The following is a 23426-nucleotide window of genomic DNA, read 5'->3' on the forward strand; positions in this document are numbered from 1 at the left end:
TGAGAAACCGGTTCCTCGGTCGGTACCGTAGCACCGGAAGATGTGCTTGGGAACCGGTTTCCCGTGGTGTATGTTCAGCGCGGAGCCACCCCCGACGCGGTGGCTCGAGGGTGACCGCGGGAGGCTGCAGTGACGCAGAACGGGTGGACGCGCAGCGCGTCGACCATCGCCGAGGTCGCGCATGCCGCGGGCGTCTCACGGGCGACCGTGAGCAGGGTGATGAACGGCCGCTCCACGGTGGACCCGGAGCTCGCCGCGCGCGTCCGTGACGTGGCCGAGCAGCTGCACTACCGGCCCAGCAACACCGCGCGGAGCCTGTCGCTCGGACGCACCAACACCGTCGCCGTCGTCGTCCCCGACCTGGCCAACCCGATGTTCCAGCAGGTGCTCCGGGGGGTGGCCTCGGCCGCCGCGGAGGAGGGTTACCGGGTGCTGGTGGCGGACACCGCCGAGCACGCCGGGGACGAGGAGCGGATCGCGCTCGACGCCCGCCTGCGCTGCGACGCCCTCGTGCTGGTCTCGCCGCGCATGTCCGAGCAGACCCTGCGCGCGCTGCTTCCCGAGATCCGCCCGGTGGTCGTCGTCAACCGGGCCGCCGACGGCACGACCCCGACCCTGGCCATCGACTACGCGGCCGGCATCGACCAGATCGTCGAGCACCTCACCGGCCTGGGCCACCGGCACCTGCTGTACCTGGCCGGTCCGCCGGACAGCGCGTCGCACGGTGCCCGGCTCGACGCGCTGCGCGCCGCGGCCGCCCGCCGCGAGGACGTCCGGCTGAGCGAACGCCCCGCAGGCTCGTCGGTCGAGTCCGGCTACGCCGCCGCGCAGGACGTGCTCGCCTCCCGCGCCACGGCGGTCGTCGCCTACAACGACCTGGTCGCGTTCGGCCTGCTCGCGCGCCTGAACGAGCTCGGCGTCGCAGTGCCCGGGGACGTCTCGATCACGGGCTTCGACGACATCGAGCTCGCGCGGTTCGCGACGCCGTCCCTGACCACCGCGACCGTGCCGCAGGCCGAGCTGGGCCGGCAGGCCTGGGCGCACCTGCGCTCGCTGGTCGGCGGCGACGCCCTGGACCCGACGCCCCCGTTGATCACCCCGGTCCTCGCGATCCGCGCGAGCAGCGGCCCGGTGCCCCCGGCGGCGCGGCTCGGCCGCCGCGCCGCGACCGACCCGGTGGGTCCGGAGGTTCCCGAGCTCACCGGCACCTCGTGGTCCTCCGACCTGGGCTCGTACCTGCTCAGCGGGGCGACCTCCGGTCCGACCGTCCCGCTCGCCCGGTACGAGTCGGGGGAGCGCGTGCCCCGCGTGCACGCCCCGCGCCCCTACCTGCACCCGGTGCACTCGGCGGCGGGCACCGCGCTCACCGAGACCAGCCCGGTCGACCACCGCCACCACTACGGCGTCTCCATGGCGGTGCCGGTGGTCAACGGCACCAGCTACTGGGGCGGCCGCACGTTCCTGCGCGACGAGGGCCCGACCCTGCTGCCCAACCACGGCCGGCAGGTCAGCGGTGGTGCGCGGCTGGCCGACGAGGGCGCGACGCTCGTCGACGAGATCGAGTGGCTCGACGAGCGCGACCGCCCCCTGCTGACCGAGGACCGGCACCTGAACGCGGCACCCCTGGCGGACGGTCGCGGCTGGACGCTGCGCTGGTCCAGCGTGCTGCACGCCTCCCACGGACCGCTGCGGATCGAGAGCCCCGGCACCAACGGCCGACCGAGCGCCGGGTACGGCGGCATCTTCTGGCGCCTCCCGTCGGCCGACGTCACCACGGTGCTCGGCGAGGGCCTGGTCGGCGAGGAGGCCGTGCACGGCAGCCTGTCGCCGTGGCTCGCGTTCGTGCAGCGCCGCGAGGTGGCGACGACCACCGTGCTGCTGGTGCAGCACCCCGCGGCGCTGCGGCCGTGGTTCGCGCGGGTGGCCGAGTACGTCGGTGCCGGCCCGGCCCTGGCGTGGGACCGCGTGGTCGACGTGCCCGACGGCGGCCGCCTCGACGTGGGGCTCGCCGCCGTGGTGGTGGACCGGGCGCTCGGTGCCGACGAGGCGGGACACCTCGCCGCGCAGGCGTGGGGATGATCACGCAGACGCCCCGCGGGGCGACGCCCGTGAGCGACCCGGCGACGGACCTGCCGACGATCGCGGTGGTCGGTGTGCACGGCCACGGCGCCACGCACGTCCGCAAGGTCGCCGACCTGCAGGAACGCGGCCTGGCCACGCTCGCCGCGCTCGTCGACCCCCGTCCCGTCGAGGGCGACGTCCCCTGGTTCCCGGACCTCGACGACCTCCTCGCGCACGCCCGGCCGGACGTCGTGGTCATCGCGACGCCCATCCACACGCACCTCCCACTGGTGTCCACGGCGCTGCGGGCCGGCTGCGACGTGCTCCTGGAGAAGCCGACCACCGCGTCGCTCGCCGAGCACGCCGAGCTGCTGGACGTGGTCGAGGAGACCGGGCGGCTGTGCCAGGTGGGGTTCCAGACGTTCGGGTCCGGGGCGGTCGACGAGGTCGCGCGCATCGTCGCGACCGGCGAGCTCGGGGAGGTCACCGGGGTCGGCGCGGTCGGCACCTGGGTCCGTGGCGCGGGGTACTTCGCGCGGGCCCGGTGGGCCGGCCGGCGCACGCTGGACGGCGTCGAGGTGGTGGACGGCGTGGTGACCAACCCCCTGGCGCACGCCGTCGCGACCGCGTTGCTGCTGGCCGGCGCGCGGACGGTCCAGGACGTGACCGACGTGCGGGTCGACCTGCACCGCGCCCACCCGATCGAGGCGGACGACACGTCGGCGGTGGTCGTCGGGACGCGCGGCGGTGTGCAGGTCTCGGCGGGGCTGACCCTGTGCGCCCCGCAGCGCTCGCCCGCGCGGATCGCCGTCCGCGGCACGCTCGGCACCGCGACCCTGTTCTACGAGACGGACGAGATCGAGGTGTCCTCGCCGCGCGGCACCCGACGGATCCGCTGCGCGCGGGTGGACCTGCTCACCCAGCTGCTCATGGCGCGCACCCACCCCGCGATCAGGCTGCGGTGCTCCGTCGCGGACACCGGCGCGTTCCTGCGGGTGCTCGAGGCCGTGCGCACCGGTCCGGACCCGACGCCGGTGCCGGACGCGTTCGTCGAGTGGCGGGGCGAGCTGGACGACCGTCATCCGGTGGTGGCGGACGTGGAGCACTGGTGCGCGCGGGTGGCCGCCGAGGGCGCGACGTTCACCGAGCTCGGGGCACCGTTCGCGGGGTGATCGCCGGACCGGCGCCTAGGCTCGGTCGTCGTGATCCTGCGCCCGTACCGCGAGTCCGACGCCGTCGCGACCCTCGAGGTGTTCCTGCGCGCGATCCGCACCACGGCGAGCCGCGACTACACGCCTGAGCAGGTGGCCGCCTGGGCGTCGGACGAGATCGACGTGGCGGGCTGGTCGGCGCGGCGGGCGGCGCACCGCACGCAGCTCGCGGAGGTCGACGGCCGGGTGGTCGGGTTCACCGACGTGGACGAGCGAGGGTACGTCGACATGCTCTTCGTCGACCCGGACGTCGGGCGGACCGGGGTGGCGTCGGCGCTGCTCGGGTGGGTGCTGGAGACGGCGCGGGACCTCGGCGCGACCGAGCTCACCACGCACGCGAGCCTCACGGCGCGGCCGTTCTTCGAGCGGCAGGGGTTCGAGGTCGTGGTGGAGCAGCATCCCGTGCTGCGCGGCGTCGCGCTGACGAACTTCGTGATGCGACGGGAGCTCGCCCCTTAGCCGGTCGCACACGCGTTGCCGCTGATCAGCGGCGATACCGGGTGGAGATGACTGCGTAGTCGTCGGGAAACGGCGATGGCGAGCGCTTTCCCCAGTTTCCGCGAAACCCTTGCGCGGCCGGTGAGCGGTCTGTAGGAATGTCACTGCTTGCTCGGGTGAATCGTTCCAAGATGACCGATCGGGCTCTGCTCTCAACGACGAGACAAAGGGTGATGCCATGCGCTCGACGCGCGCGCACGACGAGGGACGACCGGCACCACGCACGACCCGGGCACTGCTCGCGGGCGCGGCGGTTCTCGCGCTGGTGGCCACAGGAGGCTCGCCCGCCCTGGCTGCCGATCCGGTGACCACGTGGAAGTTCGACATGGGGACCGCGACGAGCCCGGTGGCCGACGGCTACCAGCAGGTGACCGACGCGACCCGCTACTCCGCCGCGACCGGCTTCGGCATCGTGCCGGCCGAGGGCATCACCCCGATCTCCCGCGACCGCGGCGCCGAGGACCCGGCGGACCGCGACTTCGTGCTCGCCACGGCGTGGACCTTCGTGCTCGACGTGCCCAACGGCACCTACGACGTGACGGTCCGCTCGGGCGACCTGCTGGCGGGGAGCAGCGCCACCAAGACCACCGTGACCCTCGAGGGCGCGGGCGGCGGCTCGCTGAGCACCAAGACCGCGACCGTCTCCGGCACGTGGCCGGCCACGGTCGCCGACGGCCAGCTCACCGTCGGGATCACCGGCAGCGGCGCGGGCGGGTACGTGAGCTCGATCGTCGTCGCGCAGACCGGGACCACGCCCGAGGAGCCGGACCCCGGCACCTCGACGATCGCCGCGCCGACCTCCGTGCGCCTGGCGCACGTGACGCCGACCGCCGTGACGCTCCGCTGGAACGAGGTCGCCGGCGCGACGGGCTACGCGGTCTCGCGGTCGGACGCCGTCGACGGCACCTACACCGAGGTCGCCCGCACCGGAGCGCGCGAGGTGGTCACCACCGACGCCGTCGACACCTCCGCCCTGCGGTACTACCGCGTGCAGGCGATCGACGCGGCGGGCCTGTCCCTGCCATCGGCCGCCGCGGTGAGCAGCCTGCCGACCGCACCGACGGTGCCGGACGTGCTCGACTTCGACCTGGGCAGCGGCGCGCTCGCACCGGGCGCGATCCGGCTGGACGCCACCAGTGCGTACAGCGCGACGACGCGGTACGGCTTCGTCGACACCCGGGCCGTCACGGCCACCGACCGCGGCACCGCCGACGCGCTGCGCTCCGACTTCGTGAGCGTGGGCGACACCGAGCTCGTCGTCGACCTGCCCGACGGCGACTACACGGTCAGCCTGATCGCGGGCGATGCCACCGAGGCGACCGACGTCGCGATCACCGCCGAGCAGATGGCCAAGGTCGCAGCGACGGCCAAGGCCGCGGGCCAGTTCCTGGAGATGTCGTTCGACATCGCGGTCGTCGACGGCCAGCTCAACCTCGAGCTCTCCGGCACCGCCCCCAAGCTCAACCAGCTCCGGATCGCCGCGCAGAGCCCCCGCGCGCCGGGCAGCGAGCCCACCGTGTGGATCACGGGCGACTCGACCGTGCAGAGCTACACCGCGGACTACGTGCCGCAGGCCGGCTGGGGGCAGATGCTCGGCCGGTTCCTGTCCGACGACGTCACGGTGGACAACCGCGCGATCGGCGGACGCTCGTCGAAGAACTTCATCAGCCAGGGCCGGCTCGACGAGGTGTTGCGCCTGGTCAAGCCCGACGACTACCTGTTCGTGCAGTTCGGACACAACGACGCCACCTACGGAGTCGACGACCGGTTCGCCGCTCCCGCCGACTACGCGGAGTACCTGCGGACGTTCGTGGACGGCGCCACCCAGCGCGGCGCGCAGCCGGTGATCGTCACCCCGGTGTCGCGGCGCAGCTTCGACGCGGCGACCGGGAAGTTCACCGTCTCGTTCCCCGAGTACGTGGCCGCGGCGACCGCCTTGGCCACCGAGACCGGAACGCCGCTGGTCGACCTGTCGGCGTCCAGCCGGGCGTACCTCGACGAGATCGGTCCCGAGGCGTCGACGAGCGTGTTCCTGCACGTACCGGCGGGCGTGTACCCGAACCGGCCGACCGGCACGGTCGACGACACCCACTTCCAGGAGTACGGGGCGATCCAGCTCGCGCGCCTGGTCGCGACCGACGTCGCGGAGCTGGACGTGCCGCTGGCCGACGAGGTGCTCGACGTCGCGCCGCCGGCCGAGGTGCCGGCCGCACCGGCCGGCCTCGTGGCCGGTTCCGTCTCCAACGCGGGCGTACAGCTCACCTGGACGGCGAGCGAGGGTGCGGACATCTACCGCATCTACCGCAAGGCCGCCGCGGACGCGGACGACGCCTACGCGCTCGTCGCCACCTCGACGCTCCCGCAGGCTGCGGTCGGCGGGCTGGTGGAAGGTGCGTCGTACGACCTGCGGGTGGTCGCGGTGAACGGCCGCGGACCGTCGGCCCCGTCGGCCGCCGTGCGCGTCACCACCAAGGCCGCGCTCTACAAGTTCGACGTGCAGCTGGCCGGCAACGTGCTCATGCCCGGCTACACCGAGGTGAACCAGAACTCGAGGTACACCCACGAGATCGGCTGGGGCTGGCTGGACCCGACGGGTCTGGGCGGCCGCGACCGTGGCATCAACTTCACGCCTCCGCCCAACGCCCTGCAGCGCGACTTCCTGCTGCCGGGCACCCAGCACGTGTTCGCGGTGGACGTGCCGAACGGCAGCTACGCCGTGAAGACGTACAACGGTGACTGGATCGGCACCAGCCGCTCCAACGTGCAGCTCGAGGGCAAGGACTTCGGCGCCTCGAACGCGGGTGCGGGGTCGGTGTCGGAGAAGGTCAGCCAGCCGGTGCTCGTCACGGACGGCCAGCTGAACCTCGTCATGACGGGGACGTCGAGCCGGCTGAACGGCATCGAGATCACGCCCCTGCTGCTCGCGCCCTCCGCCCTCACGCTGGACGACGTGACCATCGACGGCTCGGCCGTGAGCGTCGCGCTCAGCTGGACCGGGACGTCGGACTCCGCCGGTTACCGGGTGTACCGGAAGTCCGCGGGGGCGACGGCGCCCGTCGCGATCGGCGACGTCACGACGACGACGTTCGTGGACACCACGCCGGACGTCGGCCTGGCGTACGAGTACCACGTGGTGGCGCTCGACCCCGCCGGCGCCGAGTCGGTGCCGACGGACACGCTCGACGTGACCACCGTCGACCCGGACGTCCCGACGGCCGCCGTGCCGACGGGTCTGACGCTCGGTGCGGTCCACAAGAACGACGTCACGTTCACCTGGGACGCCGTCGACGGCGCGCTGTTCTACCAGGTGTACCGGCAGGCCAAGGACGGCTCGTTCGTCGTCGTCGGCCGGGCGAGCGGCCCCACCTACACGGACAGCACGGTGCTCACCACCATCGAGTACACGTACCGCGTGGCCTCGGTGAACGCGGGCGGGGTGTCCGCGCAGTCCGCCTCGATCACGACCCCGGCCGTCACCACCCTGGCCCGGCAGGCCGAGCGTCTGGACCGGTCCCCGGTGGCCGTGCAGACCGACGGCGGCGTCTACCTCGGCTGGCGCCAGCTGGGCCTCGACCCCGACTCGATCGCGTTCCACGTGTACCGGGACGGCGCGCGCATCACGAGCTCGCCGGTGAAGGCCAGCACCAACCTGCTCGACGCTGCCGGCACGACGGGCTCGGTCTACCGGGTCAGCTCCGTGGTCGACGGGATCGAGCGCTGGGCCACCGCCGAGTTCCGCGTGTGGGACAGCCAGCACCTGGACGTGCCGCTGGACAAGCCGGCGGACGCGTACACGAAGGACGGGCAGCCCTACACCTACAACGCCAACGACGCCTCGATCGGGGACGTCGACGGTGACGGGCAGTACGAGATCGTCGTGAAGTGGGACCCGTCCAACAGCAAGGACAACTCGCAGGCCGGCTACACGGGCAACGTGTACGTCGACGCCTACGAGCTGAACGGCACGCGGCTGTGGCGGATCGACCTGGGCAAGAACATCCGGGCCGGCGCGCACTACACGCAGTTCCAGGTGTTCGACCTGGACGGCGACGGCAAGGCCGAGGTCAGCCTGAAGACCGCGGACGGCACCGTCGACGGGCTCGGCACCGTGATCGGCGACGCGCGGGCGGACTACCGGAACAGTGGCGGCTACGTGCTCACCGGGCCGGAGTTCCTCACGGTTTTCAACGGAGCCACGGGAGCGGCGGTCGACACGATCGACTACACCCCGCCGCGCGGAGACGTCGGCTCCTGGGGTGACGCGTACGGCAACCGGGTGGACCGGTTCCTCGCGGGGGTCGCCTACCTCGACGGTGAGCACCCGAGCGTGATCTTCAGCCGCGGCTACTACACGCGGACGGTGGTGGTGGCCTACGACTTCGACGGGTCCTCGCTCACCCGGCGCTGGACGTTCGACTCCCACGAGGCCGGCTCGCAGTACACCGGCCAGGGCAACCACAACCTGTCGGTGGCTGACGTCGACGGGGACCAGAAGGACGAGATCGTGTTCGGCTCCATGACCATCGACGACGACGGCACGGTGCTCTACAGCACCGGGCTCGGGCACGGGGACGCGCTGCACGTCAGCGACCTCGACCCCGGCCGGCCGGGCCTCGAGGTGTTCGCGGTGCACGAGGAGGCGCCGCGCAGCTTGGGGATCGGGGCGACGTTCCGCGACGCCGCCACCGGCGAGGTGCTCTGGTCGATGCCGGCCACGGCCGACACCGGCCGCGGTGCCTCGGACGACATCGACGCGTCGCACCCCGGCGCGGAGTCGTGGGCCGTGGTGGCCGACGGCACGTGGAACTCGCGTGCCGGACAGCTGCGGGCAGCCGACGGGACGCTGCTGGGGGCCACCATCCCCGCGGCGAACTTCCTCACCTGGTGGGACGGCGACCTGCTGAGGGAGATCACCGACCACGACTGGGACACCACGGCACTCACGGGCGTCCCGACGATCTCGAAGTGGAACCCGTCGTCCGCTTCGTCGGACGAGCTCTACCGGGCCACCGGCACCCTCTCCGACAACGGCACCAAGGGCACCCCCGCCCTGCAGGCCGACCTGTTCGGCGACTGGCGAGAGGAGATCGTCACGCGTCTGGCCGACTCCTCCGCGCTGCGGATCGCCACCACGGTGGACCTCACCGACCACCGGCTGCGCACCCTGCAGTCCGACCCGGTGTACCGCCTGGGCGTCGCGTGGCAGAACACGGGCTACAACCAGCCGCCGCACACCGGGTACTTCCTCGGTGACGGCATGGCGAAGCCGGCGGCCCCGAGCATCGTCTACACCGGGCCGTCGACCGGTCCCGGCGAGCGGGTGCCCGGTCCGGCCACCGCGTCACCGTCCAAGGGCGTCCTGTCCAGCGACAACTGGGACAAGGACAGCAGCTACACGGTCGCCATGAACCTGTGGTGGGGCCAGAACGCCCAGACCGTGACCCTGCTGGAGAACGGCGTCGCGGTCGCCACCCTCGACCTCGTCGACGCCACGCCGTCCGCGCAGTCGGCGGCGTTCCAGATCGCCGGCAAGCCCAACGGGACGTACGTCTACACCGCGGTGCTGACCAACCAGCACGGGTCGACGACGACCGCCCCGCTCACCGTCAAGGTCACCGCCGCCAACCCGGGCACCCCGGCGCTCAGCCACGACAACTGGGACGGCGACGGGTCGTACACGCTCACCACCAACCTCTGGTGGGGGACCAACGCGACGACCTACCGGCTGTACGAGGACGGGGTGCTCATCGACACCCAGTCCCTGACCGCCGACGGCACCAACGCGCAGAAGGCCACGACCACGGTCAACGGCCGTGCGATCGGCACGCACGTCTACCGCGCGGAGCTGTCCAATGCCCTCGGGTCGACCAGCAGCCCGGAGGTGAAGGTCAAGGTCACGCGCTAGTCGGTACCCACCAGACCGGCCCGGGCAACCCCTCTCGCCCGGGCCGGTCCGTGTCCGCTCACTCCCGATCCAGCGTCCGCACTCCCGCGGGGTGGAGGCTGCCCGAGTGCGGACGTCCCGCCTGGGGACAGCGCAACGTCCGCACTCGAACGGCCTCCTGGCCGATCCAGTGCGGACGCTGTGCGTGGTGGGTCAGGGCAGGCGGACGTGCCGCGGGCCCAGCTCCTTGACCGTGGAGACGCCCAGCAGGGCCATGGTGCGGCGGACCTCGCGCTCGAGGATGTCGACCGCCCGCTCCACCCCGCGCTCGCCGCCGGCCATGAGGCCGTACAGGTAGGCGCGCCCGACGAGGGTGGCGTCGGCGCCCAGGGCGATCGCGGCGACGATGTCGGCGCCGGACATGATGCCGGTGTCCACCCAGACCTGCGTCCGGTCGCCGACGGCCTCCGCGACGTCCGGCAGCAGGCGCAGCGGCACGGGCGCCCGGTCGAGCTGGCGGCCGCCGTGGTTGGACAGGACCACCGCGTCGGCGCCGGCGTCCGTGACCCGGCGGGCGTCCTCGACGGTCTGGATCCCCTTGATGATCAGCGGACCGTCCCACGAGGCGCGGATCCACTCGAGGTCCGCGATCGTCATGGTCGGGTCGAACAGCTTGTCCAGCAGGTCCGCGACGGTGCCGGACCAGCTGCTCAGCGACGCGAAGGTCAGCGGCTCCGTGGTCAGCAGGTTCAGCCACCAGGCGGGGTGCGTCGCGGCATCGAGCACCGTCTTGACGGTGAGTGCCGGGGGGATCGAGAAGCCGTTGCGGGCGTCGCGCAGCCGGGCGCCGGCCACCGGGACGTCCACCGTGAGCATGAGCGCCTCGAAGCCGGCGGCCTTGGCGCGTGCCATGAGGTCCTCGCCGGCAGAGCGGTCCTTCCACACGTACAGCTGGAACCACTTGTGGGCGTCGGGGCCGGCCTTGGCGACCTCCTCGATCGACGTGGTGCCCATCGTCGACAGGGCGTACGGGATGCCGCGGCGCTGGGCCACGCGGACCACCGCGCGCTCGCCCTCGTGGTTCATCATCCGCGTGAAGCCGGTGGGGGCGAACGCGAACGGCAGCGCCGACGTGGTGCCGATCATGTCCGTCGTCGGGTCGACGTGGGAGACGTCGTGCAGGATCGACGGCTGGAACTCGAGCTCGCGGAACAGGTGGCGCGCCCGGCGCAGGGAGATCTCCGCCTCGGCGGCGCCGTCGGTGTAGTCGAAGACCGAGCGGGGGGTGCGCTTGCGCGCGACGGTCCGGAGGTCGGCGATGGTCAGGGCGTCGGCCAGGCGTCGCTCGGTGGCGTTCAGCACCAGAGGCTTCGGGCGCATCAGGGGCTTGAGCTCGGACCACGAGGGGATCTGACGGTCGGTCACCGGGGCTCCAGGGTGTGTGGCGCGTCGTCGGGCAGCACAGGAGATTGAAACGATACAACACGCCGCCTTCCGGCTCCACCGCGTGCCGTCCCGACCGTACACACCGGCGAGCGCCCCGGCCTCGTGGGTGGCACATTGGAGCCGAGGCCTCCTGCGTTTGTAACGATTCAGCGCGAGCCGTTGACATCCCGGCAAGCGCTCGCCTAACGTCCGGAATGCGCTTTCACCCCCCGAGCAAGGAGGCTCAACGACGATGAAGCGAACCCTGTGGAAGACCGCCGCTGTTGCGGCCGTCGCCGCCCTCGCCCTGACCGCCTGCTCGTCTGGCGGATCCGGCGACGCGGAACCGACGGCCTCGACGACCGGCCCCGACACGTCCCCCGTCACCCTGAACTTCACGTGGTGGGGCAACGACGACCGAGCAGCCCGGTACAACGAGGCACTGGCGCTGTTCAAGGAGAAGTACCCGTACATCACGGTCCAGACCAGCTTCGCTGCGTTCCCGGACTACTGGACGGCACGCTCCACCGAGGCCGCCGGCCGCGCCCTCCCGGACGTCATGCAGTTCGACCTGTCGTACCTGCGTGAGTTCAACCAGAACGGCCAGCTGCTCGACCTGCAGGAATGGGTCGACAACGGCACGATCGACCTCACCGGCTTCGACGAGACGCTCACCACGGCGGGCGTCCTCGAGGACAAGATGATCGGCATCCCCACGTCGACCAACACCTTCGCCATGTTCCAGAACCCCAACGTGATCGAGCAGACCGGGGCGACGTTCCCCGACGAGGCCGACTACACGTGGGAGGACTACAACGAGTTCATCGCCGAGGTGTCCGAGGCCGGCGAGAAGACGACCGACGGCTACGGCCTGTACGGGGCGGTCGACTACACCGGCACCTTCTGGTTCTTCATCCAGTGGCTCCTGCAGAAGGGGATCACCCCCTTCGAGGAGGACGGCACGTTCGGCTTCGACGAGGCCGAGATCGTCGAGTTCCTCGACCTCACCGCCGACCTCCGGGCCGACAAGCTGGTCTTCCCCGTCGACCGCAACGTCTCCCTCGCACCCAAGGGCGGCTTCACGGTCAACGAGACCGCGACCGAGATGAGCTGGGACAACTTCCTGGCCGGCTACGTCGCCGACTCGGGCACGGCCAACCTCGCGATGGCGCAGATCCCCTCGATCGAGCCGGGCGAGAAGGCCCTGTTCTTCAAGCCGTCGATGTTGCTGTCCTCGGGCGCCAACACCAAGTACCCCGAGCAGGCCGCGACGCTGATCAACTTCCTGCTCACTGACCCCGAGGTCGGGACCATCTTCGGCACATCGAAGGGAGTTCCCGCCGACGACGAGCAGCGCGCCGCCGTCGACACGACCGAGGGCAGCGTCGATGCCCAGGTGATCGCGTACGAGGAGAAGGTCGCCGAGCAGGTGACCGAGTCCACCCCGATCCCCGTCAAGGGCTTCGGCACGATCGAGTCCAAGTGGCGGACCCTGGCCGAGGAGCTCGGCTACGGCACGCTCACGCCGGAGGACTTCGCCGAGCAGTGGTTCGCTGAGGCTGAGCTCTCCACCCAGTGACCGGTGGTGGGCCGCCCGCGGGCACGGCGGGCGGCCCCCCCCCCCCCCCCGGGCTGGCTGCTCGGGTTCGTCCTGCTCACCGCGGGCCCGATGATCGCCTCGCTGTACCTGGCGTTCACGAACTACAACCTCTTCGCGCCGCCCGAGTGGATCGGCCTGGAGAACTTCACACGCCTGTTCAGCGACCCGAACTACCAGCAGGCGTGGAAGGTCACGCTGACGTACGTCGTGCTGGGGACCCCGATCAAGCTGCTCGCCGCGCTGGCCGTGGCGATGCTGCTGAACAACGCGTTCAGCGGCAAGGGGTTCTACCGGTCCTCCTTCTACGCACCCTCGCTGATCGGGGCCTCGGTCTCCATCGCGATCGTGTGGAAGGCGATGTTCATCGACAATGGCATCGTCGACCAGGTCCAGCAGTTCTTCGGATTCCCGGCCGGCGGCTGGGTCGGTGACCCGGAGCGCACCATGCCGATGCTCATCCTGCTGACCGTCTGGCAGTTCGGGGCGCCGATGGTCATCTTCCTGGCCGGGCTCAAGCAGATTCCGCAGGAGCTGTACGAGGCCGCGTCGGTCGACGGCGCCGGAGCCTCGCGCAAGTTCCTGAAGATCACGCTGCCCATGCTCTCGCCGGTGATCTTCTTCAACCTGCTGCTCGAGATGATCCACGCGTTCCAGATCTTCGCGTCGGCGTTCATCATCTCCAACGGCACCGGCGGCCCCGCCAGGTCCACGCTCTTCTACACCCTGTACCTCTACTTCCGCGGCTTCCAGGACTTCCAGATGGGCTACGCCTCGGCGATGGCCTGGATCCTCGTGATCGTCGTCGGCGCACTCGCGGCCGTCTTCTTCTGGAGCTCGAAGCACTGGGTCCACTACTCCGGGGAGGGGAAGTGATGAGCACCGTCGCCTCGACTTCCGACCACATCGTCAGCTCGCACGACAGCGCGCGACTGCGCCAGTCGACCAAGAACCGCAAGCGCGGCCGGGCTCTGATCTTCCATCTGTGCTCGCTCGCCCTGATCGTGATCGTGCTCTACCCCGCGGTGTGGATGCTGATGTCCTCGTTCAAGCCGTCCAGCGAGATCGTCGGCAACGTCAGCCTCATCCCCACCGACTTCACCGTGGCCAACTTCCAGAAGGCCATCGAGGGCATCGGCGGCGTCTCGTTCTGGACGTTCTTCATGAACTCGACGATCCTGGCCGTCGGCTCCGTCATCGGGATCACGCTGTCCTGCTCGATCAGCGCCTACGCCTTCGCGCGGATCGACTTCCCCGGGCGCAACGTCTTCTTCGCCCTCATGATCGGCACGCTCCTGCTGCCGTTCCACGTGGTGATCATCCCGCAGTACATCGTGTTCAACCGGCTCGGCCTGGTCGACACCTTCGTGCCCCTGCTGATCGGCAAGTTCCTGGCCGCCGAGGCGTTCTTCGTGTTCCTCATGGTCCAGTTCATGCGCAACCTGCCGCGCGAGCTCGACGAGGCCGCACGCATCGACGGCGCGGGGCACGTGCGGATCTTCCGCTCGATCATGCTGCCGCTGATGAAGCCCGCCCTGGTCACCAGCGCGATCTTCGCGTTCATCTGGTCCTGGAACGACTTCTTCGGACCCCTGCTGTACCTGAAGAAGCCCGACCTGTACTCGCTGCCCATCGCGCTGCGGCTCTTCGTCGACCAGACGACCACCTCGGACTACGGCGCCCAGATGGCCATGGCCGTCCTCGCGCTCGTCCCGGTCATGCTCTTCTTCCTGGTCTTCCAGCGCTACCTCGTCGAGGGCGTGGCGACGCAGGGGCTCAAGGGCTGATGGCGGTTTCCGCAGGGCGGCAGGAGCGTGTCAGCCTGGGAGCCATGAGCACCCCGCTTCCCGACGACGACTCCAGCCGCCCGGCGGACCCGGGTCCCGACGACCTCACGCCCGGTCCCGACCAGAAGCCGCTGCTCGGCGGCGGACGGTTCGGGCTGTTCAGCGAGGCGCTCCTCGTCGGCCTCGGAGTCTCGGTGCTCAGCCTCCCGATCATCACGGCCGTCCCTGCGCTCGCCGCCGGGGTGTCCCACGTCCGACGCCACCTCGACGGTCGGCCGGACACCGTGGCCGCCCTGTGGGAGGACTTCCGCGCGGCCTGCCGCGGCGTCTGGCTGGTGTCCATCGGCATTCCGGTGCTGCTGCTGGTCCTGCTGGTCAACCTGCAGCTCATCGGCCAGGGCGGGATACCCGGCGGCGCCGGGGTCCGGATCGCGACCGGGTTCCTGGTCGCGATCCTGCTCGTCGTCGTGCTGCGCGCGGCCGCCGGCTGGTCGCCCGGCGCACGGTGGGCGACCGTCGTGCAGACCGCCGCCAAGCGTGCCGGGGACGACCTGACGGGCACGTTCCTGCTCGTCGTCGCGCTCGGGCTGTGCGCGGTGATGGTGTGGATGCTCGCGCCGCTGGTCGTGATCGTGCCGGGCCTGCTGTCGCTCGCGGTCGTGGCGATCGAGCACCGCGCGGCGGTCCGTCAGGGCTGACCTCAGGCCAGCCCCTCCACGAACCGCTGCATCGTCGCCAGGGCCTCCTGGCCCGCGTCGGTGTGCACGTGGAACTGGTACTCGTGACCGAGGGGTGGCTCGCGGTCGGGCTCGAACAGCAGCGTCTCGTGCGGCACCCCGAGGGCCTCGAGCGTGGTGAGCAGCGACTGGGAGTGGCCGATCAGCGGGTCGGCATTGCCGCAGGACACCAGCGTCGGGGGGAAGTCGGGGGTCAGGTGCCTGACCACCGAGATGCCCGCGAAGCGGGGGTCGTCGAGGTAGTCCGCGCTGCCGGTGAACGAGCGCATCACGGAGTCGACGAACCACCGGGGCCGGCCCCGCAGCCCGCGCGCGAGCGACATGTCGAAGACGCCGCAGAACAGCACCGCACCGGCGAGCTGGTCCCGGGTGACCCGGGGGTGGGCGCCGATCGAGGCCGCGTACGCCGGGTCGATCACCACGCCGATCACCTGCGCCGCGATCTGCGCACCCGCGGAGTCGCCCGCGAGCACGAGGCGGTCGGCGTCGACGCCCAGCTCGTCGGCATGCTCCGTGAGGAACGCGAGCGCGTCGAGGACCTGCAGGACGGGCGTCGGGTAGGTGGCGCGCGGGGCGATGGAGTAGTCGACGCCCACCACCGTGCACCCGCCGCCGGCGACGACCCGCAGGTAGTTGGCGATCAGGTCCTTGCTGCCCGACAGCCACGCGCCACCGTGCACCCACACGATCGTCGGCAGCGTCCCGTCGGAGCCCGTCGACCGGTGCACGTCGAGGCGGGCGTCGCGATCGCCGTCGCGGTAGGGGATGTCGATCTCGGACACCACGTGCGCCGGGACGAACGGCGCGGTCGCCGTGAACCGCGCGTAGCCGTGGCGGTCCATGTTCCGGCGCATCACGACCGACGCCGGTCGGGGGCTCAGGCGCGCGGCGATGCCGACGCCGACGAGGCCCGCGACGAGCACGCCGAGCAGCCATCCGAACCCGAGCGCGATGCGCCTCATCCCTCGATGGTGCCACTCCCCACCGTCAGGCCCGCGTGAGCACCCCCGGCAGGGCGGTCCAGGACTCCGGCGCGAGGGTGATCACGGTGCTGCCGGTTGACGACTCGGGGCCGTCGACCTCCGACACGTGACGCTCCGCGACGGCGGCGGCGTGCTCCGGTCCCTCGACCGCGGGCTCGTCGTCGGCGGTCACCCGCACGCCCCGGCCGAGCGCGAGGGTGACGCCGGGGTGCGAGAGCTCGACCTCGACGGGCTCGGCCGACCGGTTCACCAGGAACAGCGCGACGTCGTCGCCGTCGAGCGTCGCCGCCGCGGTCACCACCGGGACGTCGCCGTGGGCGCTCGTCGAGAACGTCGGCCCGGAGACCCGCAGGTCGAGGGCGGTGCCGCGCGCGAGCCGGGCCGTCGTCGCGAAGGGGTGGAACGTGGGCTGGCGCCAGGCCGGTCCGCCGGGCTCGGTCATGATCGGCGCGATCACGTTGACCAGCTGGGCCAGGCAGGCCACCGGGACGCGGTCGGCGTGGTTGAGCAGGGTGACCAGCAGGTCGCCGACGACGACGGCGTCGAGCGCCGAGTAGACGTCCTCGATGATGCGCGGGGCGTCGCGCTGCAGGGGGAGGTTCTGCTCGCCGACGAAGCGGGACTTCAGGTACCAGACGTTCCACTCGTCGAACGAGATGGTGACGACCTTGTCGGAGCGGCGGCGCGCGGCGACGGCGTCGGCGGAGGCGACGACCCGGCGGATGAACCGGTCCATCGACGTGCCGGACCCGAGGAACGAGGCGCGGTCGCCGTCGAGCTCCTCGTAGTACGCGTGCATCGACAGGTGGTCGACCACGTCCCACGTGTGCTCGAGGACCGTCTGCTCCCACGAGCCGAAGGTGTCCATCATCATCGACGACGAGCCGCAGACGACCAGCTCGATCGACGGGTCCACCAGCCGCATGGCCTTGCCGGCCTCGGCGGCGAGCCTGCCGTACTCGTCCGCGTCCTTGTGCCCGATCTGCCAGGGGCCGTCCATCTCGTTGCCCAGGCACCAGAGCGTCACGCCGTACGGCTTCTCGCGACCGTTCGCGATCCGCAGGTCCGCCCAGCGAGAGCCGGCCTCGCCGTTGCAGTACTCGACCAGCGCCGCGGCCGCCGCGACGCCGCGGGTGCCCAGGTTGACGGCCATCATCGGCTCGATGCCCTCGCGCTCCGCCCACTGCAGGAACTCGTCGGTGCCCACCGTGTTGGGCTCGATGGTCCGCCACGCGAGGTCGATGAACGGCAGGCGGTCCTCGACCGGCCCGACGGCGTCCTCCCACACGTAGTTGGAGACGAAGTTGCCGCCGGGGTAGCGGACCATGCTCACGCCGAGCTCGCGGGTCAGGTCGGCGACGTCGCGGCGGAAGCCGTGCTCGTCGGCGGTCTCGTGACCCGGCTCGAAGATGCCCGTGTAGACGGCACGCCCGAGGTGCTCGACGAAGGAGGCGAACAAGCGGCGGTCCACCTCGCCCACGCGGAAGTCGGGGTGCAGCAGGACGGTGGCGCGCTGGGACATCGGGTCTCTCCTGGATCGGGCGACGCTGCTCGGTGCGGGCGTGCTTCCTGTGTCGGCGGTGCGGCGGGCGGTGTGGCGTGCCGGGCCGGCCGCCTCCCATGATCCGTCGCCCCTGGGACCTGTGCGAGACGTGCCCCACGGCATAGGCTACCTATCGACGGACAACGCTTTCCGCACTGGTCCGCCGCAACGAGGCGACGACGACACCGAGGACACCCGTGACCGACCAGAACCCGACCGCACCCCGCCCCGCGTCGAGCAGCAGCACCGCCGCCGGCCCCGGCGTCATCCCCGAGTTCGCCGCCGCCCCCGAGGGCAAGCAGCTGCGGTACGCCGTCGCCGGCACCGGCCACCGCGCGGGCATGTACATCGGCGCGATCACCGGCGAGCACGCCGACGTCGCCACCCTGGTGGCCCTGCTCGACACCAACCCGGGCCGGATGGCGCACTACGAGTCCGTCGTGTCCGAGGCGCTCGGCCACCCCGCGTCGCTGCCCACCTACGCGCCCGACGGGCTCGAGAAGATGATCGCCGAGCAGTCGGTGGACGTCGTCGTCGTGACCGCGCCCGACCACGCGCACGCCGAGCTCGTCGCGCGGGCGCTGGCCGCGGGGGCCGACGTCGTCGTCGAGAAGCCCCTGACCATCGACCGGCCCGGCTGCCGACGGATCACGGGCGCGGTGCGCGAGACCGGCCGCGACGTCGTCATGACCTTCAACTACCGGTACGCCCCGCGGAACTCCTCCCTGCGCCAGGTGATCGCGTCGGGCGAGATCGGCGAGGTCACGTCGGTCCACTTCGAGTGGGCTCTGGACACGGTGCACGGCGCCGACTACTTCCGTCGCTGGCACCGCGAGAAGAAGAACTCCGGCGGCCTGCTGGTGCACAAGTCCAGCCACCACTTCGACCTGGTCAACTGGTGGATCGGCGACGTGCCCGCCCGCGTCTACGCCCGTGGCGGGCTCAAGTTCTACGGCGACCGCAACGCCGCCGACCGCGGGCTCGGTGCCCGGCCGTCGCGCGGCACCGGCGTCGTCGGCGACCCGTTCACGCTCGACCTCAACGACGACCCCCGCCTGAAGTCCCTCTACCTGGACGCCGAGCAGTACGACGGCTACCGGCGTGACCAGGACGTGTTCGGCCCCGGCATCACCATCGAGGACAACATGGCGCTGCTGGTCGACTACCGCCGTGGCGCGACCCTCACCTACTCGCTCAACGCGCACAGCCCGTGGGAGGGCTACCGCGTCACGGTCAACGGGACGGCCGGCCGCGCGGAGCTCGAGGTGGTCGAGCGAGGGGCCATCGAGCTCGACGAGTTCGGGAAGGCGGTGCTCGACCCGTCCGCGACGCCGACCTCCGTCGGCGACTCGCTGCGTCCCGAGGGGGAGCGGCTGCTCGTGCAGAAGCACTGGGAGCGGGCCACCGAGTCCGCGATCCCCGACGGCATCGGCGGGCACGGCGGCGGGGACGCGATCCTGCTCAAGGACGTGTTCCGACGACACCTGCGCGTCGCCGACGACGAGCTCGGCCGTCCCGCGGGGTACCTCGACGGGCTGCGCGCCGTGGCGGTCGGGATCGCCGCGAACCAGTCGCTCGTCACCGGGCTGCCGGTCACGATCGCGGATCTGGACCTCGGCGCGGACCTCGCCCTGTGACCGGCCTCTCCGCGCTCCACGACGTCGGCCGAGCGGTCGACGTCGTCGCCGGCGACACCACCCTCGCGCAGTACGTCTACGTCCCCACCGACGTGCAGCTCGAGAGCCCGCGCCCCTACCTGCACCCCGTCCGGACACGCGGCGGCGACCTCGTCACGGCGTACCGGCCGCACGACCACGTCTGGCACAAGGGCATCGCCTGGTCGCTGCCGGTGGTCGGCGAGCACAACTTCTGGGGCGGCCCCACCTACGTGCACGGGCAGGGGTACGTGCAGCTCGAGAACGACGGCTCGATGGACCACGTCGACCTCACCGCGCTGTCGGTGGCCCCCGATCGCGTCGACCTCACGCACACGCTCGCCTGGCACACGCAGGCGGGCGCGCACGTGATCGACGAGACGCGGTCGCTCGGGTTCGTCGTCCCCGCGGGTCGCGACGACGCCTGGGTGCTCACCTTCGAGACCTCCATGACCAACGTGTCGTCCGCCGACCTGACCATCGGCTCGCCCACCACCCGCGGGCGGGAGAACGCCGGCTACGGCGGGCTGTTCTGGCGCGGTCCCCGGTCGTTCACCGGCGGCACCCTGCTCGCCCCCGACTTCTCCGGCGGCGAGGAGATCCGCGGGACGCGCGGGCCGTGGATGGGGTTCGTCGGCCTGCACGACGGGACCGGGGGAGCGTCGACGGTCGTCATCGTCGACGGTCCCGGCAACCCCTCGCACCCGCCGCAGTGGTTCGCGCGCACCGAGCACTTCGGGTGCCTCAACCCGGCACCCTTCTTCTCCACCGAGGTCCCGTTCGCGCCCGGTGACACGCTCCGGTTCCGGTACGCGGTGGTGATCGCCGATGGGAGCTCCGATCCTGCGTCGGCCGCCTCGCTCGCGTCGCTCGGCAGCGGGATCCTGTCGGCATGAGCGGACTTCCCGGGGGCGTCTCGGTCAGCAACCTGCGCGTGTACGACTGGCCGGCGCCCGACGGCGTCGGCCTCGCCGGCAGCGGATCGCCGCACCTGCACGTCGTGTCCTCGGAGGCGTACGTCGTCCTCGGCGGCAGCGGCTCCGTGCACACCCTCGGCCCGTCGGGGTTCACCGTCCATCCGCTGCAGCCGGGCGCGATCGTGTCGTTCGGGCCGGGAGTCGTGCACCGCGCGGTCAACGACGGTGACCTGGAGGTCCTCGTCCTCATGTCGAACGCCGGCCTGCCCGAGGCCGGGGACGCCGTCCTGACGTTCCCCGCCTCCGTGCTGGCCGACCCTGCCGCCTACCGCGCGGCAGCCACCCTGCCCGGCGCAGGGGCGTCCGAGGACGAGATCGCCGAGGCCGCCCGTCGCCGGCGCGACCTGGCGCTCGAGGGGTACGCCCAGATGGGCGAGGCCGTCGACCGGATCGGCGCGGCCGCGGCGCTCCAACCCCTGCACGACGCGTCGACCCGGATCGTCCGGACCCTGGTGCCGCGCTGGCAGGACGTGTGGACGCGGACCGTCTACGCCGAGACCGAGACCACGGCCGGGGCGCTCGAGGGGCTCATCAGAGGCGTCGGGCAACACCTCTCTCGGGGATCAGTCACGGCTGTCGATGCAGCTCCCGCGCCGCGGCGGTACGGCATGTGCGGTCGACTGCAGACCTGGCCTTCGCCCGTCTGAGCCGCGCAGCCCGACGGTCCGGCTCGTTGTGCGCCACGATAGGAGCCCCACGGCAGATCGCGGAGGGCACATGGACGTCGAGCACCAGCGGTTCACCCGCGTCGACCGCTTCTTGCGGAACAGGGGTCCGGCGGAGATCCTCTACGGCGCGCTCGTGTCGAGCGTCGTCCTCGCGGCCACGAGCGCCGGCGCTGAGACCGGGGACATCGTCATCCTCGCCACCGCCCTGGTGTCCGTCACCTACTGGCTCGCGCACGTCTACGCGGACGCGGTCGGCGGACGCTTCGAGGACCAGGACCACAGCGCCGGCCACCGGCTCAGGCACGCGCTCCGCAACAACACCGGGGTTCTGCTGGGCAGCCTGCCGGTGCTCGTCGTGTTCGCGATCGGCAGGCTCGTCGGCATGGACGTCTACCGGGCGGCGTTCCTCGCGCTCTGGTTCACCGTCGCGATGCTCGCCGGCGTCGCCGCGCTCGCGGCACATCGCGCGGGGGTCCGAGGGCGCGCCCTGATCGGTGAGGTCGCGATCGCGGCCGCGTTCGGGCTGCTGGTGATCGTGCTCAAGTACGCGTTCATGCACTAGTCGCGCGAGCTCGGACGAGTTCGTCCCTTGCGTGCGACTCCATCGAGGTCGGCTCCTCGCTCGCTCGCGTACGACACCTGCCTGAGCGGTGGGGCTCCCGAAGTGCTCGGGGGTGACTCCTCGGCGGCCGCCTTGTCTCCCGGCGACGCACGTCGGCCGTCCTCGGGGCTGCTCGTCGTCGGCCGCACGGCGCTCTGTTCCAGGCGGTGGGCTGGCGTCGGCCCTGAGGGGCGTTCGTTGCTGGCGACGACGCGTCCCGTGGGGTCGCGGAAGGTGTAGCGGGCGCCGGGCGGTTCCAGCGTGGGGTGGTCCTGGGGCCTTCTCGACCGGGGGGCCACTGTGTGGCGGTGGATGGCCAGGTGGTGTTGGTGCACCTGGTGGTGGTGGAAGGAGCAGAGCAGGACACCGTTGCTGATGGAGGTGTCTCCGTTGTCACGGTCCCACCAGGCGATGTGGTGGATCTCGGCCCACCGGGCGTGCCGGTCGCAGCCGGGGAAGGCGCAGTGTCGGTCGCGGGCGATGATGGCGCGGCGGTGGGCGCCGGTGTAGAGGCGCGCGGTGCGGCCGAGGTTGACGGGTTGGTCGGCCGCGTCCATGACGATGCGGGTGATCTCGCAGTCGCACAGGATCTTGGCGACCTCGCTGGTCGGGATGGGCGTGCCGTCCTCGAGGGTGACGGCGGGGGCCGCGGCCAAGGCTGAGGCCGGGTCCGTGGAGCTGGGGGTGGCGTCGGTTCGTGCGGCGGGGCCGGTGTCCGGGGCGGCGGTGGCCGAGCCAGCGATGGCGTCGGGTGCTGGTCCGCTCGGGGGTGTCGTGGCGCGGCGGAGCGCGTGTGTGCGCAGGGCAGCGAAGGTGGCTTCGGTGATAAGCAAGCTGATCTGCGGGGGCACGGCGGCACCGGAGGCGGTGGTGGGCAGGGCCAGGATGCGGCGGGCGATCACGTCCAGCGCGTCCGCGCGGGCTTGTTCGGCGGTCCGCTCCTCCACCACCGTCCCGGTGGCGCCGGCGTGACCCGCTCCACCGACGACGGGCCGGCGTGTGTGGTCATCAGCGCCACTGCTGTCGGTCTCGCTGTCGCCCCTGCTGTCGATCTCGAGGGCGGTGGTGCCGGGACGTTCGCCGGTGGCTTCCAGGGCGAGGCGGAGTCGGTGTCCGGCGACCCGGTCGAGCAGACCGCGGATGTGGGTGCCGTCGGCCTGGTCGGACAGGTGCAGGAACCGGCGGGCGCGCTGGTTCTCGTGCGACCTGTCCCGGGCGGCGGGGTCGAGCTCGGCGACCATACGCTGCACGGACCGGGAGAACGTCGGCGCGTCCTGCGTGGTGCCCAGCCGCACGATCGCGTCCTGCACACCAGGGCTGGCGAGCGCGGCCCCGACCTGCTCGGAGGCACCAGCGGTGATGCGGGCGAACGCGTCCAGGTGTCCCACCGGCATCACCCCGGCGCCCACGGCGTCGGCCACCGCGGGCATGGCCGCGAGGACCTCGGCCTGGGCGATCTCCCTTCGCGCACCGGGCAACCCGGCCCGGCTGGCGGACCCGTGCGCGGCCTCGAACGACGGCACCCCGGGCCGCTGCCACGAGGCCGACTCCCGCTCGGCCAGCAGGACCGCCGACCGCACCGAGGCGAGCACCCCGTCGACCGGTCGCAGCCCGGCCAGCACGGCCCGCCGCGCCGCGGCCCCGCCGGCGCCGTCGCTGGCCACGACCTGGGCCAGCCGTCGCGCCACCGCGAGCAGCTCGGCCACGACGTGCGCAGCATCTCGCGCGTCGGTGTCCCGGCCGTCCGAGCGCGCCCGCCATCCACCCTCGTCGGCGGGAGCGGCTTCGAACATGTGTAC

The 23426-nt window shown here is 71.9% G+C and carries 16 protein-coding genes; 12 read left to right on the forward strand and 4 right to left on the reverse strand.

The window, feature by feature from the left end:
- Positions 1-129: 129 nt before the first annotated feature.
- The 4 genes from AC1DXT_RS08750 (at position 130) to AC1DXT_RS08765 (ending at position 9675) form a co-directional block, all read left to right on the forward strand.
- A complete protein-coding gene (locus AC1DXT_RS08750; RefSeq protein WP_477060971.1) occupies positions 130-2079 on the forward strand; it encodes a DUF6807 family protein in 1950 nt (649 codons plus the stop codon).
- Positions 2076-3233: a Gfo/Idh/MocA family protein gene (locus tag AC1DXT_RS08755; RefSeq protein ID WP_477060972.1), complete on the forward strand. Its 1158-nt coding sequence runs from the start codon at positions 2076-2078 to the stop codon at positions 3231-3233. The genes AC1DXT_RS08750 and AC1DXT_RS08755 overlap by 4 nt, the downstream gene beginning before the upstream one ends.
- Positions 3234-3263: 30 nt before the next feature.
- The gene (locus tag AC1DXT_RS08760) at positions 3264-3731 is read left to right on the forward strand and encodes a GNAT family N-acetyltransferase (RefSeq protein WP_477060973.1); all 468 of its coding nucleotides are present in this window, start codon (positions 3264-3266) and stop codon (positions 3729-3731) included.
- A gap of 217 nt (positions 3732-3948) precedes the next feature.
- Entirely contained in the window at positions 3949-9675 is a 5727-nt protein-coding gene (locus AC1DXT_RS08765) for a rhamnogalacturonan lyase family protein (RefSeq protein ID WP_477060974.1), read from the forward strand.
- Between the two features lie 192 nt (positions 9676-9867).
- Here AC1DXT_RS08765 and AC1DXT_RS08770 read toward each other — a convergent pair whose 3' ends face one another.
- Positions 9868-11079, reverse strand: a complete 1212-nt coding sequence (locus tag AC1DXT_RS08770; RefSeq protein WP_477060975.1) for an alpha-hydroxy acid oxidase — start codon at positions 11077-11079, stop codon at positions 9868-9870.
- A gap of 253 nt (positions 11080-11332) precedes the next feature.
- On the opposite strand from AC1DXT_RS08770, the gene AC1DXT_RS08775 reads away from it, so the two are divergent.
- Genes AC1DXT_RS08775 through AC1DXT_RS08790 form a run of 4 tightly spaced genes read left to right on the forward strand, consistent with a single transcriptional unit; the run spans position 11333 to position 15161 of the window.
- Complete coding sequence (locus AC1DXT_RS08775; RefSeq protein WP_477060976.1) at positions 11333-12658, forward strand: ABC transporter substrate-binding protein; 1326 nt, start codon at positions 11333-11335, stop codon at positions 12656-12658.
- A 3-nt stretch (positions 12659-12661) separates the two neighbouring features.
- The gene (locus tag AC1DXT_RS08780; protein ID WP_477060977.1) at positions 12662-13552 is read left to right on the forward strand and encodes a carbohydrate ABC transporter permease; all 891 of its coding nucleotides are present in this window, start codon (positions 12662-12664) and stop codon (positions 13550-13552) included.
- Positions 13552-14463, forward strand: a complete 912-nt coding sequence (locus tag AC1DXT_RS08785) for a carbohydrate ABC transporter permease (protein ID WP_477060978.1) — start codon at positions 13552-13554, stop codon at positions 14461-14463. The genes AC1DXT_RS08780 and AC1DXT_RS08785 overlap by 1 nt, the downstream gene beginning before the upstream one ends.
- 44 nt (positions 14464-14507) lie before the next feature.
- Positions 14508-15161: a hypothetical protein gene (locus AC1DXT_RS08790; protein WP_477060979.1), complete on the forward strand. Its 654-nt coding sequence runs from the start codon at positions 14508-14510 to the stop codon at positions 15159-15161.
- Between the two features lie 2 nt (positions 15162-15163).
- On the opposite strand, the gene AC1DXT_RS08795 is transcribed toward AC1DXT_RS08790, so the two are convergent.
- Both AC1DXT_RS08795 and arfA read right to left on the reverse strand, forming a co-directional pair.
- Complete coding sequence (locus AC1DXT_RS08795; protein ID WP_477060980.1) at positions 15164-16162, reverse strand: alpha/beta hydrolase; 999 nt, start codon at positions 16160-16162, stop codon at positions 15164-15166.
- A gap of 25 nt (positions 16163-16187) precedes the next feature.
- Complete coding sequence (gene arfA / locus AC1DXT_RS08800; protein WP_477060981.1) at positions 16188-17705, reverse strand: arabinosylfuranosidase ArfA; 1518 nt, start codon at positions 17703-17705, stop codon at positions 16188-16190.
- 218 nt (positions 17706-17923) lie between these two features.
- Here arfA and AC1DXT_RS08805 point away from each other — a divergent pair, with 218 nt between their 5' ends.
- From AC1DXT_RS08805 to AC1DXT_RS08820, 4 genes are all read left to right on the forward strand, one after another.
- Positions 17924-19363: a Gfo/Idh/MocA family protein gene (locus AC1DXT_RS08805; protein WP_477060982.1), complete on the forward strand. Its 1440-nt coding sequence runs from the start codon at positions 17924-17926 to the stop codon at positions 19361-19363.
- The gene (locus AC1DXT_RS08810) at positions 19360-20277 is read left to right on the forward strand and encodes a DUF6807 domain-containing protein (protein WP_477060983.1); all 918 of its coding nucleotides are present in this window, start codon (positions 19360-19362) and stop codon (positions 20275-20277) included. The genes AC1DXT_RS08805 and AC1DXT_RS08810 overlap by 4 nt, the downstream gene beginning before the upstream one ends.
- Positions 20274-21005, forward strand: a complete 732-nt coding sequence (locus AC1DXT_RS08815; RefSeq protein WP_477060984.1) for a cupin domain-containing protein — start codon at positions 20274-20276, stop codon at positions 21003-21005. The genes AC1DXT_RS08810 and AC1DXT_RS08815 overlap by 4 nt, the downstream gene beginning before the upstream one ends.
- Before the next feature lie 70 nt (positions 21006-21075).
- Positions 21076-21588, forward strand: a complete 513-nt coding sequence (locus tag AC1DXT_RS08820) for a hypothetical protein (protein WP_477060985.1) — start codon at positions 21076-21078, stop codon at positions 21586-21588.
- On the opposite strand, the gene AC1DXT_RS08825 is transcribed toward AC1DXT_RS08820, so the two are convergent.
- Positions 21585-23420, reverse strand: coding sequence for an HNH endonuclease signature motif containing protein (locus AC1DXT_RS08825; RefSeq protein ID WP_477060986.1), 1836 nt, complete (start codon positions 23418-23420; stop codon positions 21585-21587). The genes AC1DXT_RS08820 and AC1DXT_RS08825 overlap by 4 nt on opposite strands.
- Between the last annotated feature and the right edge of the window lie 6 nt (positions 23421-23426).

It is taken from the genome of Cellulomonas sp. P1_G12_2 (assembly GCF_056405535.1).

What these genes read in the sequence shown, in the direction of transcription:
- AC1DXT_RS08775 (WP_477060976.1), top strand. Translation starts at nt 11,333, where the DNA reads ATGAAGCGAACCCTGTGGAAGACCGCCGCTGTTGCGGCCGTCGCCGCC.
- AC1DXT_RS08815 (WP_477060984.1), top strand. Translation starts at nt 20,274, where the DNA reads ATGAGCGGACTTCCCGGGGGCGTCTCGGTCAGCAACCTGCGCGTGTAC.
- AC1DXT_RS08820 (WP_477060985.1), top strand. Translation starts at nt 21,076, where the DNA reads ATGGACGTCGAGCACCAGCGGTTCACCCGCGTCGACCGCTTCTTGCGG.
- AC1DXT_RS08795 (WP_477060980.1), bottom strand. Translation starts at nt 16,162, where the DNA reads ATGAGGCGCATCGCGCTCGGGTTCGGATGGCTGCTCGGCGTGCTCGTC.
- AC1DXT_RS08785 (WP_477060978.1), top strand. Translation starts at nt 13,552, where the DNA reads ATGAGCACCGTCGCCTCGACTTCCGACCACATCGTCAGCTCGCACGAC.
- AC1DXT_RS08825 (WP_477060986.1), bottom strand. Translation starts at nt 23,420, where the DNA reads ATGTTCGAAGCCGCTCCCGCCGACGAGGGTGGATGGCGGGCGCGCTCG.
- AC1DXT_RS08790 (WP_477060979.1), top strand. Translation starts at nt 14,508, where the DNA reads ATGAGCACCCCGCTTCCCGACGACGACTCCAGCCGCCCGGCGGACCCG.
- AC1DXT_RS08765 (WP_477060974.1), top strand. Translation starts at nt 3,949, where the DNA reads ATGCGCTCGACGCGCGCGCACGACGAGGGACGACCGGCACCACGCACG.
- arfA (WP_477060981.1), bottom strand. Translation starts at nt 17,705, where the DNA reads ATGTCCCAGCGCGCCACCGTCCTGCTGCACCCCGACTTCCGCGTGGGC.
- AC1DXT_RS08755 (WP_477060972.1), top strand. Translation starts at nt 2,076, where the DNA reads ATGATCACGCAGACGCCCCGCGGGGCGACGCCCGTGAGCGACCCGGCG.